We start from the raw sequence: 14,113 nt of genomic DNA, 5'->3' as shown, positions 1-14,113 counted from the left end.
GGACAGGACGAACGGGGAGGCCCACGTGGCGGCGGCAGAGACGGCGACAGGGGACAAACAGGGGTGGGGAAGGCGGCTCGCCGCCTACACCTGGCGCTACAAGGCCAACGTGCTGCTCGCGCTCGGCTCCTCGCTCGCCGGCATGGCGGTCATGGCACTCGTGCCCCTGGTCACCAAGGTGATCATCGACGACGTCATCGGGGACCGGAGCAAGCCCATGGGCCCGTGGGCCGGGATGCTCATAGGCGCGGCCGTGCTCGTCTACGTACTGACCTACATACGCAGGTACTACGGCGGGCGGCTCGCCCTCGACGTGCAGCACGACCTGCGCACCGACATGTACGACACCATCGCCCGCCTCGACGGGCGGCGCCAGGACGAGCTGTCCACCGGGCAGGTCGTCGGGCGGGCCACCAGCGACCTGCAGCTGATCCAAGGGCTGCTCTTCATGCTGCCCATGACCATCGGGAACTTCCTGCTCTTCGGGATATCCCTCGGGATCATGCTGTGGCTGTCCCCGCTGCTGACGCTGGTCGCCCTGCTCATGGCCCCCGCGCTCTGGTTCATCGCCAAGCGCAGCCGCAAGAAGCTCTTCCCGGCCACCTGGTACGCCCAGGGCCAGGCCGCCGCCGTCGCGACCGTCGTCGACGGGGCCGTGACCGGCGTACGGGTGGTCAAGGGCTTCGGGCAGGAGGAGCAGGAGACCGGGAAGCTGCGCGCGGCCGGCCGCAGGCTGTTCGCCGGGCGGCTGCGGGCCATCCGGCTGAACTCGCGCTACACCCCCGCCCTCCAGGCCGTACCCGCCCTCGGGCAGGTCGCGATGCTGGCCCTCGGCGGCTGGATGGCCACCAACGGGCAGGTGACGCTGGGCACCTTCGTCGCCTTCTCCACCTACCTCGCCCAGCTCGTCGGGCCCGTCCGCATGCTCGCCATGGTGCTGACCGTGGGACAGCAGGCACGCGCGGGCGTGGAGCGGGTCTTCGAGCTGATCGACACCGAGCCCGCGATCCGGGAGGGTGCGCGCGAACTGCCCGCCGACGCGCCCGCCACCGTGGAGTTCGAGGACGTCCGGTTCGGCTACGACCCCGAGCGGCCCGTCCTCGACGGGTTCTCGCTGTCGGTGGCGGAGGGCGAGACCGTCGCCGTCGTGGGGGCCTCGGGCAGCGGGAAGTCCACCGTTTCGCTGCTGCTGCCCCGGTTCTACGACGCCGACCGGGGCGCCGTCCGCGTCGGCGGGCACGACGTCCGCGAGCTGACCTACGCGTCCCTGCGCGGGGCGATCGGACTCGTGCCCGAAGATTCGTTCCTCTTCTCGGACACCATCCGGGCGAACATCGCCTACGGGCACCCGGAAGCCGGCGAGGAGCAGATCCGGGCCGCCGCGCGCGCCGCGCAGGCCGAGGGGTTCATCGAGGAGCTCCCCGCCGGGTACGACACCAAGGTCGGCGAGCAGGGGCTCACCCTGTCCGGCGGCCAGCGGCAGCGGATCGCGCTGGCCCGCGCGATCCTCACCGACCCCCGGCTGCTGCTCCTCGACGACGCCACCTCCGCCGTCGACGCCCGCGTCGAGCACGAGATCCACGAGGCCCTGCGCGCCGTCATGGCCGGCCGCACCACCCTGCTGATCGCCCACCGCCGCTCCACGCTCGCGCTGGCCGACCGGATAGCCGTACTGGAACACGGGCGGCTCGCCGACATCGGTACGCACGAGGAGCTGGAGGGCAGGTCCCCGCTGTACCGGCGGCTGCTCACCGACCCCGACGCCCTGGGCGCGGCCTCCCCGCGCACTCCGGACGCGCCCGAGATGACCGAGTTCGAACGGGACCTGGAGCGGGACCTGGAGCTCGAAGCCGAGATCGACTCCGAGCCCGTCAACGCCAAGCGCCGCGTCGTGGACGGGGTGACCCCCGAGCTCTGGCGGCGGCAGGAGGACGCCAAGACCAGCACCGCGCCCGCCGCCGGGACCGGGGCGCCCGCCGCCGGGACCGGAGCACCCGGAGCCGGGCATTCCATGGCCGGGGCCGTCGCCGGGATGCCCGCCACCCCCGAGCTGCTCGCGCAGGTGGCCGCGCTGCCGCCCGCCGACGACGAGCCCGACGTGGACGAGACCCGGGCCGCGGCCGCCGAGGAGAGCTACGGCCTGCGCCGCCTGCTGCACGGCTTCTGGGCGCCGCTCGCCATCAGCCTCGGCCTCGTCGCCCTCGACGCGGGCGCCGGGCTGCTGCTGCCGATCCTGATCCGGCACGGCATCGACAAGGGCGTGGAACAGGTCGCCCTCGGCGCCGTCTGGGTGGCCGCGGGCCTCGCGCTGGCCGTCGTCGTCGCGCAGTGGGCCGCGCAGTTCGCCGAGACCCGGATGACCGGCCGGACCGGCGAGCGCGTGCTGTACGCGCTGCGCGTCAAGATCTTCGCCCAGCTCCAGCGCCTCGGGCTCGACTACTACGAGCGCGAGCTGACCGGCAAGATCATGACCCGGATGACCACCGACGTGGACTCGCTCTCCAGCTTCCTGCAGACCGGCCTGGTCACCGCCGTCGTCTCCGTCTTCACCTTCTTCGGGATCCTGGTCGCCCTGCTCGTCCTCGACGTCGAGCTCGCGCTGATCGTCTTCGCGACCCTCCCGGTCCTGGTCCTCGGCACGATCGTGTTCCGGCGCAAGTCCGTCGCCGCCTACGAGCTCGCCCGCGACCGGGTCAGCCTCGTCAACGCCGACCTCCAGGAGTCCGTCTCCGGGCTCCGCATCGTCCAGGCCTTCCGCCGCGAGCACGCCGGCGCCGGCCGGTTCGCCGAGCGCAGCGACTCCTACCGCCAGGCCCGGGTCCGCGGGCAGTGGCTGATATCCGTCTACTTCCCCTTCGTGCAGCTGCTGTCCTCCGGCGCGGCCGCGGCCGTGCTGATCGTCGGCGCGGGGCGGGTGGAGGCCGGCACGCTGACCACCGGCGCGCTGGTCGCGTACCTGCTCTACATCGACCTGTTCTTCGCCCCGGTGCAGCAGCTCTCCCAGGTCTTCGACGGCTACCAGCAGGCCACCGTCTCCCTCGGCCGCATCCAGCAACTGCTGCGCGAGCCGACCACCACCCCGCGCCCCGAGGACCCGCGAGCCCTGGAGGCGCTGCGCGGGGAGATCGTCTTCGAGGACGTCCGCTTCCAGTACGGGACGGCCGAGGAGCGGGGCGAGAAGGGGGAGGCGCTGGCCGGAATCAGCCTGCGGATACCCGCCGGGCAGACCGTCGCCTTCGTCGGCGAGACCGGGGCGGGCAAGTCCACGCTGGTCAAGATGGTGGCCCGGTTCTACGACCCCACCTCGGGCCGGGTCACCGCCGACGGCGCCGACCTGCGCGAGCTCGACCTGACGGCGTACCGCCACCGGCTCGGGGTCGTCCCCCAGGAGTCGTACCTCTTCCCGGGGACGGTGCGCGACGCCATCGCCTACGGGCGGCCGGAGGCCGGCGATGCCGAGGTGGAGGCCGCCGCCCGCGCGGTCGGCGCCCACGACATGATCGCCACCCTCGACGGCGGCTACCTGCACACCGTCGCCGAGCGCGGACGCAACCTCTCCGCGGGGCAGCGCCAGCTGATCGCGCTGGCCCGCGCCGAGCTCGTCGACCCGGACGTGCTGCTGCTCGACGAGGCCACCGCGGCCCTCGACCTGGCCACCGAGGCCCAGGTCAACCAGGCCACCGACCGCCTCGCCGGCAAGCGCACGACCCTGGTGGTGGCCCACCGGCTGACCACGGCGGCCCGCGCCGACCGGGTGGTGGTCATGGACCGCGGCCGGGTCGTGGAGGACGGCACCCACACCGAACTGCTGGCGCGCGGCGGCCGGTACGCCGAGCTGTGGCGGACCTTCGTCGGGGAGGACGAGCGGGCCGCGGCCTGATCACCCGACGGGGTCAGAGTTCGCCGAAGAACAGGTTGCCCGGGGCGTCCTCGTCGGTGCCGGTGTAGTAGTCGCGTACGGCGTCGAGGAGTTCGTCCACGGTCAGGGTGCCGTCCCCGTTGGCGTCGATCCGCTGGAACAGGGCCTCGGCGTCGGCGGGGCTCAGCTCCGTGTCGAAGGCCTCCTGGGCCCTGTGGAACTCCTCCGGGCTGATGCGGCCGTCGCCGTCGGTGTCGACGACCGTGAGGATCGCCTGCATCATCGGCCGGAACGAGCGGTCGTAGGCGGGGCCGCCCTGGCCGTACAGCCGCGCCATGCCCACCTTGTACTCCTCGGGCGTGACCTTGCCGTCCCGGTCGATGTCGAGCTCGGTGAACAGGTCCTGCCAGAAGTTGGCGATCCCGTTCATCACCGCGTCCGCCTTGGGCGAGTCGGCGGGCTCGTCCAGGGCGTTCAGCAGCCGGGACCCGAGCGCGATGATGTCGGTCGCGTCGATCACGCCGCTCCCGTCCCAGTCGAGGCGGTTGAAGGAGCGCTCCAGCTTGCGGTCGAGCAGGTCGTTCGTCACGTGCGTGCCTTTCACGGCTACGGAGGGCGGATCTGGGATCACCCAGCGTAATCGCCCCTCCGGTCGCCGATTCCCGTTCTCCGGCCGGGGGGCGCGGATGCACCCGTACGAGCGATGGGCGGCCCGCCGCAACCTTCCGGGGGACCCCGGCGTCGTACGTGCGTACGCACGTTGTACGTAAGACCGAGGGGGGACTGGGTGTCGAAGGGGTGGTGGGGGCGCGGCGGCCGGGCCGCGTCGCTGGGGGTTTTCACGGCGGCCCTCTGGCTCGGTGTCGGCGGGCTGTTCGCGGGCGTGCCCGCCCACGCGGCCGCGGAGGCCGGGAGCGGGCTCTGCGGGGGCCGGCTCGTGCACACGCTGCCGTTCGGGACGGGCGAGGTGCGCGTGTACAAGACCCGCACGCAGGCCTGCGCGGTGACGGTGGCACGGGTCCCGGGCGAGCGGCGCCGGATGACGGTGAGCATTCAGCCGCGTGGCGGAGTTCCGGTACGCGATGCCGGGAGTTTCACGCGGTACGCCGGGCCCGTCACGGTGGGCGCGATCAACCGCTGTGTGTATGTAAGGGGGAGTGTGGGGGCCGGAGGAGCCGATTCCGGCTGGATCCTGTGCTGACGGACCGGCCCAACAAGGTCTGGTCAGCGGCGTGTTGACCCCGCTAGGTTCACGGCGACCGTAGTGAACTCAAGGGGAGGGTGAATGCGCAAGACGCTCGGATGGCTGCTGTCGCTCGTGGTGCTGATCGGCACCATGGGCGCGGCCGGCTTCACGGCACAAGCGGCCACAGCCGCGGAGCCGGCCGCCGCCGCGGACATCAAGGACCAGGTCCTCGGCATTCCCGGGATGACTCTGATCGAGGAGAAGCCGTACCCCGGCTACCGCTTCTTCGTACTGAACTACGAGCAGCCGGTCGACCACCGGCAGCCGTGGAAGGGCACCTTCAAGCAGCGTCTGACCCTGCTGCACAAGGACGTGTCGCGCCCGACGGTGTTCTTCACCTCCGGCTACAACGTCAACACCAACCCGCGCCGCAGCGAGCCGACGACCATAGTCGACGGCAACCAGGTGTCGCTGGAGTATCGATTCTTCACCCCGTCGCGGCCCGACCCGGCCAACTGGGGAGACCTGACCATCTGGCAGGCCGCCAGCGACCAGCACCGCCTCTTCACCGCCCTGAAGAAGATCTACAAGAAGAACTGGCTCGCCACGGGCGGCAGCAAGGGCGGCATGACGGCGACGTACTACGAGCGCTTCTACCCGCGCGACATGGACGGCGTCGTCGCCTACGTCGCGCCCAACGACGTCGTCAACAAGGAGGACTCGGCCTACGACCGGTTCTTCGCGGGCGTCGGCACCAAGGAGTGCCGCGACAAGCTGAACGCGGTGCAGCGCGAGGCGCTCGTACGCCGTGAGCCGCTGGAGGCCAAGTACGCGGCCGCCGCCGCCGAGAACGGCTGGACCTTCAACACCGTCGGCAGCCTCGACAAGGCCTACGAGGCCGTCGTGCTCGACTACGTGTGGGCCTTCTGGCAGTACAGCCTGCTCGCCGACTGCGCCACGATCCCCGCCGCCGCCACCGCGGGCGACCAGGAGATCTGGGACACCGTCGACGCGATCTCCGGCTTCTCGGCCTACGCCGACCAGGGCCTGGAGACGTACACGCCGTACTACTACCAGGCGGGCACCCAGCTCGGCTCCCCGGACATCAAGCAGTCGCACCTGGCCGGCCTGAGCCGCTACGGCTACCAGCCGCCGCGCAACTTCGTGCCCCGCGACATCCCCATGTCCTTCGAGCCGGCCGCCATGCGGGACGTGGACAACTGGGTCCGCAAGAACGCCCACCAGATGCTGTTCGTGTACGGGCAGAACGACCCGTGGGGCGCCGAGCCGTTCCACCTCGGGTACGGGGCCCGCGACAGCTACGTGATGACGGCGCCGGGCGCCAACCACGGCGCGAAGGTCGCCGGACTCCTGGACGGCGAGCGCACGCTGGCCACCCAGAAGATCCTCCAGTGGGCCGGGGTGGCTCCGGCCGCCGCGACGCTCACCGCCGAGGGCCGGTCGGCGGGCAGCCTGGCGGCTCCGGACGCGGTGCTCGACCAGCCGGAGACGCGCCGCGACGCGCAGCTGCGGCGTTAGTTCAGCCCGTGGGCCGCGGGCCGGCGTCTAGTACGTCAGCCCGTGGCCCAGCGGGTAGCGGCCCGGCACCGGGACCGGCAGGCGGCCGGAGGGCCGCGCCGCCCCGGTGAGCACCCGGGCCGCCGCCCGCATCTCCACGTCCGTCCAGGAGTACGTCGCGAGTTCCGCCGAACAGACCGGCAGGCGGGCCGCGTCGTACGGGTTGCGGACCGCCAGCAGGACCACCGGTACGCCGGTGGCCCGGAGGTCCTCGATCAGGGTGCGCTGCGGGCTGTCCCCCTCCGGGACGTTGTACGTGCACACGAGCACCGCCGACTTCCCGGCCGCGGCGGCCACCGCGCGGGCGGGCGGCGCCGCCGTCGCCCGGCAGCCCAGGGCGGTCAGCGCCCGCGCCAGGACGTCCGTGGGCGGGCCCGTGGTGCCCGTGGGGGAGACCGGGTCCGTTCCCGTGACGAGCAGTTCGGGGGCCTCGCCCGCGTCGAAGGGCAGGAGGCCGGCCGGATTCGCGAGCAGGGTCGTCGTGCCCGCCGCGATCGCGTCGGCCGTGGTGAGGTGCTCGGGGATGCCGACCGTGGCGTCGACCCGGTCCGTGGAGGCGAGCGCGTCGCCGAACAGACCCCGGCGCGCCTTGAGTTCCAGGATGCGCAGTACGGATTCGTCGATGCGCGATTCGGCCAGTTCGCCGTTCTCGACCGCCGCCAGCACGCTGCGCTGCGCGAGCCCCAGGTCCGGCGGGTTCAGCAGCTGGTCGCAGCCGGCCAGGAGCGCGAGGACCGGGATGCGGTCGTTCCCGTACTTCTGGCGGACCCCCGCCATGTCGAGGGCGTCGGTCACCACCACCCCCCGGAAGCCCAGGCGTTCGCGCAGGATGCCGGTGACGATGGGACGGGAGAGCGTCGCCGGGTCGCCCGAGGGGTCGAGCGCGGGGAAGACGATGTGCGCCGTCATGATCGCGTCCACGCCGGCCTCCACCGCGGCGCGGAACGGCGGCTCGTCCAGCTCCTCCCACTGCGCGCGGGTGTGCCGCATCACGGGGAGGCCCACGTGGCTGTCGGTCTCGGTGTCCCCGTGCCCCGGGAAGTGCTTCGCCGTGGCGGCCACCCCGGCGCCCTGGTAGCTGCGGACCTGGGCGGCGACGAGGTCCGCCACGGCCTGCGGGTCGGAGCCGAAGGAGCGCACGCCGATCACCGGGTTGGCCGGGTTCACGTTCACGTCGGCGACCGGGGCGTAGTCCTGGCGGATTCCCATCGCCGCGAGTTCGGCGCCGGCGATGCGGGCCGAGCGTTCGGCGGCGGTGGGGGAGGCGGCCGCGCCGAGGGCCATCGCCCCCGGGAGGAGGGTCGCGGGCTTGCCGATGCGGGCGATGATGCCGTGCTCCTGGTCGGTGGAGAGCAGCAGCGGGATCCGGGCGCCGGTGGAGCGGGCCGACTGCTGGAGGCCGGCCGAGAGTTCGGCGATCTGGTGCGGGGTGCGGGTGTTGTGGGCCCAGGCGAAGTAGACGACCCCGCCGAGGTGGTAGCGGGAAACCAGCTCGGCGGCCGTGCGGACGCCGAAGAGGGCCTGGTTCTGGTCGGCGTCGGCGGGGTCGGGGTCGGTGGCCGAGTGGCCGTACGCGCGGGAGACGAAGAGCTGGCCGACCTTCTCGGCGAGGCTCATGCCGTCCAGCATGCGGCGCAGCCGCGCCCGGTCGGGGCGGGCCGCGCCGGGGCGCGGGTCGTCCGGGGAGCGGTGGGCGCCGATGGCGGCGGAGCCGGCGCCGGCGGCCGTGACGGCGACCATGGCGGCCGCGGCGAGCAGGTTCCGGCGGGAGGCGAGGTACGGCACGCGCCGGACCATACCGCCGCCGCGCGGGACGGGCCGGGCGTGTCGGGGGGCGTGTCGGGCCGGGCCGCACCTTTCAGCCCGTCCGGCGTTTGAGGACCGGGGTCTGGGGCGGAGCCCCGGTTTCGGGAAGGGGCGGGGTGGGGGAACGTTCGACGCCCTGCGGGGGCACCCCACCGCACACCCGGCCCCGGCGGCGCAGCCTAGGCGGGCGGCCAGTGGCGCTGGAGGGTGCGGACGGCTTCGGTGATGGCGGGGCGGCGGGCCGCGCCGGTGCGCCAGAGGGCGTAGAGGTGGCGTACGGGGCCCGGTTCGAGGGGGACGGCCACGGCGCCCGGGGGGAGGGCGCCGGTGCCCAGGCGGGGGACCACGGCCACGCCCAGGCCGGCCGCGACCAGGGCGACGATGGTGTGGTTCTCCTCGGCCACGTGCGCGATGTCGGGCTCGAAGCCGGCCGTGCGCATGGTGCGGACCAGCCAGTCGTGGCAGACCCGGCCCGGCGGCTGGCAGATCCAGCGCTGGCCGTTCAGGTCGCTGCGGTGGATCGTGGGGCGGGTGGTGAACGGGTGGGTGGAGGGCACGATGAGGTCGCAGGGGTCGTCGCCGATGACCGCCTGTTCGACGCCTTCGGGGGCCGGGAGCGGGGCGATGTCCCAGTCGTGGGCGACTGCGAGATCGGTGACGCCCCGGGCCACCAGGTCCACCGAGAGGTGGGGGTCGACCTCCGTGAGGCGGACGTCGAGTGATGGGTGCCGGGTTGTCAGTTCGGCCAGTACGGCCGGGAGCAGGCCGCGGGCCGCCGAGGGGAAGGCGGCCACCGTGAGGAGTCCGCTCGGGTGGCCGCGGCGCTCCTCCAGGGTGGTTTCGGCGCGCTCCACGATCGCCAGCAACTCCCGGGCGGTCGAGGCGAGATGGTGCGCCTCTTCGGTGAGCGCGACACCACGGCCGCGGCGCTCCAGGAGGGTGGTGCGGGTCTCTCGTTCCAGCTTGGCGATCTGCTGGGAGACGGCGGACGGGGTGTACCCGAGGGCGGCCGCCGCGCCGGCGACCGAGCCGTGGACGGAGATGGCGTGCAGGGCGCGGAGCCGGGCGAGGTCGAGCATGGGGCAATCGTAAGCATTGCTTCATCGGTCGGGGTAGAGATTCGCGCTGGTGCTTCAGGGTCGGGGCGTTGAGGCTTGAGGCATGCGTCCTCTACACACCGCACTCGCCGTGCTCGTCGCTGCTATTTGGGGCTTCAACTTCGTTGTGATCGAGATCGGGCTGGATCACTTTCCGCCGCTGTTGTTGTCCGCCTTGAGGTTCCTCGTCGCCGCTTTGCCTGCGGTGTTCTTCGTGGGGGCGCCCAAGGTGGCCTGGAAGTGGATCATCGGGGTGGGGTTGGCACTGGGGGGCGCCAAGTTCGGCCTGCTGTTCGTCGGGATGGACGCCGGGATGCCGGCCGGGCTGTCCTCGCTCGTGCTCCAGATCCAGGCCGTCTTCACCGTTGCGCTGGCCGCTGTCGTACTGCGGGAGCGGCCGGGGCGGGTTCGGGTCGTCGGGATGGGGGTGGCGTTCGGGGGGATTGCCGTTGCCGCCGTGGACCAGGGTTCCAGTGGGCCGTTGCTGGGGTTCGTGCTGGTCGTGGCGGCCGCCGCGGCCTGGGGGGTGTCCAATGTGCTGACCCGGAAGGCCTCGCCACCTGACGCGCTGAACTTCATGGTGTGGGTGTGCGTGGTGCCGGTGTTGCCCTTGTTCCTGTTGTCGCTGGTGTTCGAGGGCGGCGAGCGGGACTTGGCGGCGTTGCGGGGGCTGGACTGGTCCGGAGCCGGCGTCATCGCGTTCGTGGCGTGGGTGTCCACCGTTTTCGGGTTCGGGGCCTGGAGCTATCTGCTGCGGCGGTATCCGGCTTCCGCCGTGGCGCCGTTCTCGCTGCTGGTGCCGGTCTTCGGGATGTCCTCGGCGGCTCTGGTGCTGGGGGAGTCCGTGTCGGGGCTGCGGTGGGTGGCGGCGGTGCTGCTGGTGGGCGGGGTCGCGCTCACCTCGCTCGTGCCCGCGCGGGTCAGTGGGGGCGGGTCTCCTGGAGCGGTAGCCGCCAGTCCTGCCCCGTCAGGCTCACGCCGTACGAGCGGTGCGCTCGCTCGGCGGTGAGGGTGAAGCCGGCCCGAAGGTAGAGCTCGCGGGCGTCCGCCAGTACGTCATTGGTCCAGAGGGTCAGCTCGCGGTAGCCGACCGAGCGGGCGAAGTCCACGACCGCGTCGACCAGTCGGGTGCCGATTCCGCGGCCGCGGTTCTCCGGGTCGACGAGGAGCAGGCGCAGCCGGGCGGTGCCGGGCGCGGAGTCGTCCCGTACGCACATCACCGAGCCGACCGGGCGGCCGTCCAGTTCCGCGATCCAGATCTGCTCCAGGTACGGGTCGTGGTCCTGGGCGAAGTCCGCGACGACCCGGGCCACCATGCCCTCGAAGTCGGCGTTCCAGCCGTACTCGGCGGCGTACAGCGCGCCGTGGCGCTGCACGATCCAGCCCAGTTCTCCCGGTTCCGGGTTCCGCAGCCGCACGTTGCCGTTGTCAGCCATGGCCCAACTTTATGGCCGCGGACGCCCGAACGGGTGAGTTCCTACTTCTTGCCGCCGCCCAGGATCTGGCCCAGGAGGTCGCCGAGGCCGCCGCCCGCCGCGGGGGCCGCGCCGGCCGGCGCCGGGGCGCCCGCCTTGCCGGAGGCGGCGCGCTTGGCGAAGACCGCCAGCAGGACCGGGATCAGCAGCTCGATGACCCGGCTGATGGTGGGGGCGGGGATGCCCGTCTTCTTCGAGACGGCGTTGGCCACGGGCTTGCTCACCTTGGCCAGGACCCCGGCCATCATCCCGCCGCTGAGCATGCCGCCGAGGCCGCCGCCGAGCGTGGACACGCCCTGCAGCGGGGGTTCGGCCACCTCGGCGAAGGCCTGGCGGACCTCGTCGTCGTCGGCGTCGGCCTTCTGCTGGAGGTCGCCCGTCATCGCGCCGACCGTGGTGGCGATGGTCTCGCGCGCGCCGGTGGCGTCCGTACCGAGCAGTCCGGCGATCTCGTTCAGCCGGTCGTCGCCGAGTTCGCCCAGTACGTCGTCCTGGAATGAAGATTCGCTCATGCTGGGAACGCTACTTCTGTGAGGGTTTGGCGGCATGTCGGGTGAGCGGCGAGTAACGGATTCATAAAGCTGTGATTCCGGATGCAACCGTGCGGGCGCACCGTGGGTCGTATGTTGCGTCGGGACTTCCGGGGAGGGATCTGGGGGGATCGGGAAGTCCGACGAGGGAGGGGTAACCGTGAGGGGGTCCGGCCGGCAGGCGGGACCCCCTTCGCGCTGTCTCCGCGTTGTCCACAGGCCTGACGCGCTGTCGGCGCCGGGCGGTAGCTTCGGGGTATGGCAGCGAACGGAGCGGTGCAACTGGCGGTGGTCGAGGGGGTGCTCGAGCGCATCACCTACGCCAACGAGGAGAGCGGGTACACGGTCGCCCGGGTCGACACCGGCCGCGGCAGCGGGGACCTGCTCACCGTCGTCGGCTCGCTGCTGGGCGCGCAGCCGGGCGAATCGCTGCACATGGAGGGGCGCTGGGGCTCCCATCCGCAGTACGGCAAGCAGTTCACCGTGGAGAACTACCGGACCGTGCTGCCCGCGACCATCCAGGGCATCCGCCGGTATCTGGGATCGGGCCTGATCAAGGGCATCGGGCCGAAGATCGCCGACCGGATCGTGGAGCACTTCGGCACCGACACCCTCGATGTGATCGAGGAGGAGCCGAAGCGGCTGATCGAGGTGCCCGGGCTCGGCCCCAAGCGGACGAAGCTGATCGGGGCGGCCTGGGAAGAGCAGAAGGCGATCAAGGAGGTCATGGTCTTCCTCCAGGGGGTCGGCGTCTCCACCTCCATCGCCGTGCGCATCTACAAGAAGTACGGGGACGGCTCCATCTCCGTGGTGAAGAACCAGCCCTACCGGCTCGCGGCCGACGTGTGGGGCATCGGCTTCCTGACCGCCGACCGCATCGCCCAGGCCGTCGGCATCCCGCACGACAGCCCCGAGCGGGTCAAGGCCGGGCTGCAGTACGCCCTGTCCCAGTCGGCCGACCAGGGGCACTGCTTCCTGCCGCAGGAGAGGCTGATCGCCGACGGGGTCAAGCTGCTCCAGGTGGACACGGGGCTGGTGATCGAGTGCCTGGCCGAGCTCGCGGCCGATCCGGAAGGTGTCGTACGGGAGTCCGTGCCCGATCCGCAGGGCGGGCCCGATCCGCTGACCGCCGTGTACCTGGTGCCCTTCCACCGGGCCGAGCTGTCGCTGGCCGGGCAGGTGCGCCGGCTGCTGCACGCCGAGGAGGACCGGATGCCGGCCTTCCGGGACGTGGACTGGGACAGGGCGCTGCGCTGGCTCGCGGGGCGGACGGGGGCGGACCTGGCGCCCGAGCAGCGGGACGCCGTCAAGCTGGCGCTGACCCGGCGGGTCGCCGTCCTCACGGGCGGGCCGGGCTGCGGGAAGTCCTTCACCGTGCGCTCGATCGTCGAGCTGGCCCGGGCCAAGAAGGCGAAGGTGGTGCTGGCCGCGCCCACCGGCCGGGCGGCGAAGCGGCTGGCCGAGCTCACCGGGGCGGAGGCCTCCACGGTGCACCGGCTGCTGGAGCTCAAACCGGGCGGGGACGCGGCCTACGACCGGGACCGGCCGCTGGACGCGGACCTGGTCGTGGTGGACGAGGCCTCGATGCTGGACCTGCTGCTCGCCAACAAGCTGGTCAAGGCCGTGGCGCCGGGTGCGCACCTGCTGCTGGTCGGGGACGTGGACCAATTGCCGTCCGTGGGCGCCGGGGAGGTGCTGCGGGACCTGCTGGCCGAGGGCGGCCCGGTGCCCGCGGTCCGGCTCACCCGGATCTTCCGGCAGGCCCAGCAGTCGGGGGTGGTCACCAACGCCCACCGGATCAACACCGGTCTGCCGCCGATCACCGACGGGCTGCCGGACTTCTTCCTCTTCCCCGAGGAGGACACCGAGGCGGCGGGCGTGCTCGCCGTCGACGTGGCGGCCCGAAGGGTTCCGGCCAGATTCGGGCTCGACCCGCGCCGGGACGTCCAGGTCCTCGCCCCCATGCACCGCGGCCCGGCCGGCGCCGGAAACCTCAACGGCCTGCTCCAGCAGGCCATGACGCCGGCCCGGCCGAACCTGCCCGAGAAGCGGTTCGGCGGACGGGTGTTCCGGGTGGGGGACAAGGTGACCCAGATCCGAAACAACTACGACAAGGGCGCGAACGGGGTCTTCAACGGCACGGTCGGCGTCGTCACCGGCCTGGACCTCGACGAACAGCGCCTGACGGTGCGGACGGAGGAGGACGAGGAGATCGCGTACGAGTTCGCCGAGCTCGACGAGCTGGCCCACGCGTACGCCGTCACCATCCACCGTTCCCAGGGGAGTGAATATCCGGCGGTGGTGATCCCGGTCACCACCGGGGCCTGGATGATGCTCCAGCGAAATCTGCTCTACACGGCGGTCACCAGGGCGAAGAAACTGGTCGTCCTCGTCGGGTCCCGCAAGGCCCTCGCCCAGGCGGTGCGTACCGTTTCCGCAGGCAGGAGGTACACAGCCGTGGCGCCGAGGCTGTCCGGCCGCATACCGGTGGGAAACATCACCTAGATGATCGATCATTTGGGGTTCCGCCGCTGGTGCGGAGGGGGCAGGATGAGCAGCTTGACGGCACTGAGTGCCGTCGG

The 14,113-nt window shown here is 72.3% G+C and carries 9 protein-coding genes and 1 pseudogene; 5 read left to right on the top strand and 5 right to left on the bottom strand.

Annotated elements, in window-relative coordinates; genetic code table 11:
- Window positions 1-25 precede the first annotated feature (25 nt).
- Window positions 26-3,880 carry an ABC transporter ATP-binding protein gene (locus AB0O21_RS15925; protein ID WP_365171415.1) on the top strand — a complete coding sequence of 1,285 codons (3,855 nt, stop codon included), beginning with the start codon at window positions 26-28 and terminating at the stop codon, window positions 3,878-3,880.
- 13 nt (window positions 3,881-3,893) lie between these two features.
- On the opposite strand, the gene AB0O21_RS15920 is transcribed toward AB0O21_RS15925, so the two are convergent.
- Window positions 3,894-4,448 carry an EF-hand domain-containing protein gene (locus AB0O21_RS15920; protein ID WP_365171413.1) on the bottom strand — a complete coding sequence of 185 codons (555 nt, stop codon included), beginning with the start codon at window positions 4,446-4,448 and terminating at the stop codon, window positions 3,894-3,896.
- A 198-nt stretch (window positions 4,449-4,646) separates the two neighbouring features.
- Between AB0O21_RS15920 and AB0O21_RS15915 the strand changes: the two genes are divergently transcribed.
- Both AB0O21_RS15915 and AB0O21_RS15910 read left to right on the top strand, forming a co-directional pair.
- Window positions 4,647-5,060 (top strand): hypothetical protein, encoded by a 414-nt coding sequence (locus tag AB0O21_RS15915; RefSeq protein WP_365171411.1) that lies wholly within the window; start codon window positions 4,647-4,649, stop codon window positions 5,058-5,060.
- Between the two features lie 84 nt (window positions 5,061-5,144).
- Window positions 5,145-6,584 (top strand): aminopeptidase, encoded by a 1,440-nt coding sequence (locus AB0O21_RS15910; protein WP_365171409.1) that lies wholly within the window; start codon window positions 5,145-5,147, stop codon window positions 6,582-6,584.
- 27 nt (window positions 6,585-6,611) lie between these two features.
- Here AB0O21_RS15910 and AB0O21_RS15905 read toward each other — a convergent pair whose 3' ends face one another.
- Entirely contained in the window at window positions 6,612-8,420 is a 1,809-nt protein-coding gene (locus AB0O21_RS15905; RefSeq protein WP_365171407.1) for a glycoside hydrolase family 3 N-terminal domain-containing protein, read from the bottom strand.
- A 188-nt stretch (window positions 8,421-8,608) separates the two neighbouring features.
- Window positions 8,609-9,508 (bottom strand): LysR family transcriptional regulator, encoded by a 900-nt coding sequence (locus AB0O21_RS15900; RefSeq protein ID WP_365171405.1) that lies wholly within the window; start codon window positions 9,506-9,508, stop codon window positions 8,609-8,611.
- Between the two features lie 82 nt (window positions 9,509-9,590).
- On the opposite strand from AB0O21_RS15900, the gene AB0O21_RS15895 reads away from it, so the two are divergent.
- Window positions 9,591-10,535, top strand: coding sequence for an EamA family transporter (locus AB0O21_RS15895; RefSeq protein WP_365171403.1), 945 nt, complete (start codon window positions 9,591-9,593; stop codon window positions 10,533-10,535).
- Here the strand turns inward: AB0O21_RS15895 and AB0O21_RS15890 are convergent.
- A pseudogene (locus AB0O21_RS15890) lies at window positions 10,447-10,947 on the bottom strand (GNAT family N-acetyltransferase); the annotation flags it as partial. The gene AB0O21_RS15895 and the pseudogene AB0O21_RS15890 overlap by 89 nt on opposite strands.
- Before the next feature lie 56 nt (window positions 10,948-11,003).
- Window positions 11,004-11,513 carry a DUF937 domain-containing protein gene (locus AB0O21_RS15885; protein ID WP_365171401.1) on the bottom strand — a complete coding sequence of 170 codons (510 nt, stop codon included), beginning with the start codon at window positions 11,511-11,513 and terminating at the stop codon, window positions 11,004-11,006.
- 276 nt (window positions 11,514-11,789) lie between these two features.
- On the opposite strand from AB0O21_RS15885, the gene AB0O21_RS15880 reads away from it, so the two are divergent.
- The gene (locus tag AB0O21_RS15880) at window positions 11,790-14,036 is read left to right on the top strand and encodes an ATP-dependent RecD-like DNA helicase (protein WP_365171399.1); all 2,247 of its coding nucleotides are present in this window, start codon (window positions 11,790-11,792) and stop codon (window positions 14,034-14,036) included.
- Window positions 14,037-14,113: the final 77 nt, after the last annotated feature.

It is taken from the genome of Streptomyces sp. NPDC091371, from assembly GCF_040684275.1.
Classification (GTDB): Bacteria; Actinomycetota; Actinomycetes; order Streptomycetales; family Streptomycetaceae; genus Streptomyces.
The sequence above is the reverse complement of the archived record's forward strand: the minus strand, read 5'-3'. Positions and strand labels throughout refer to the sequence as shown.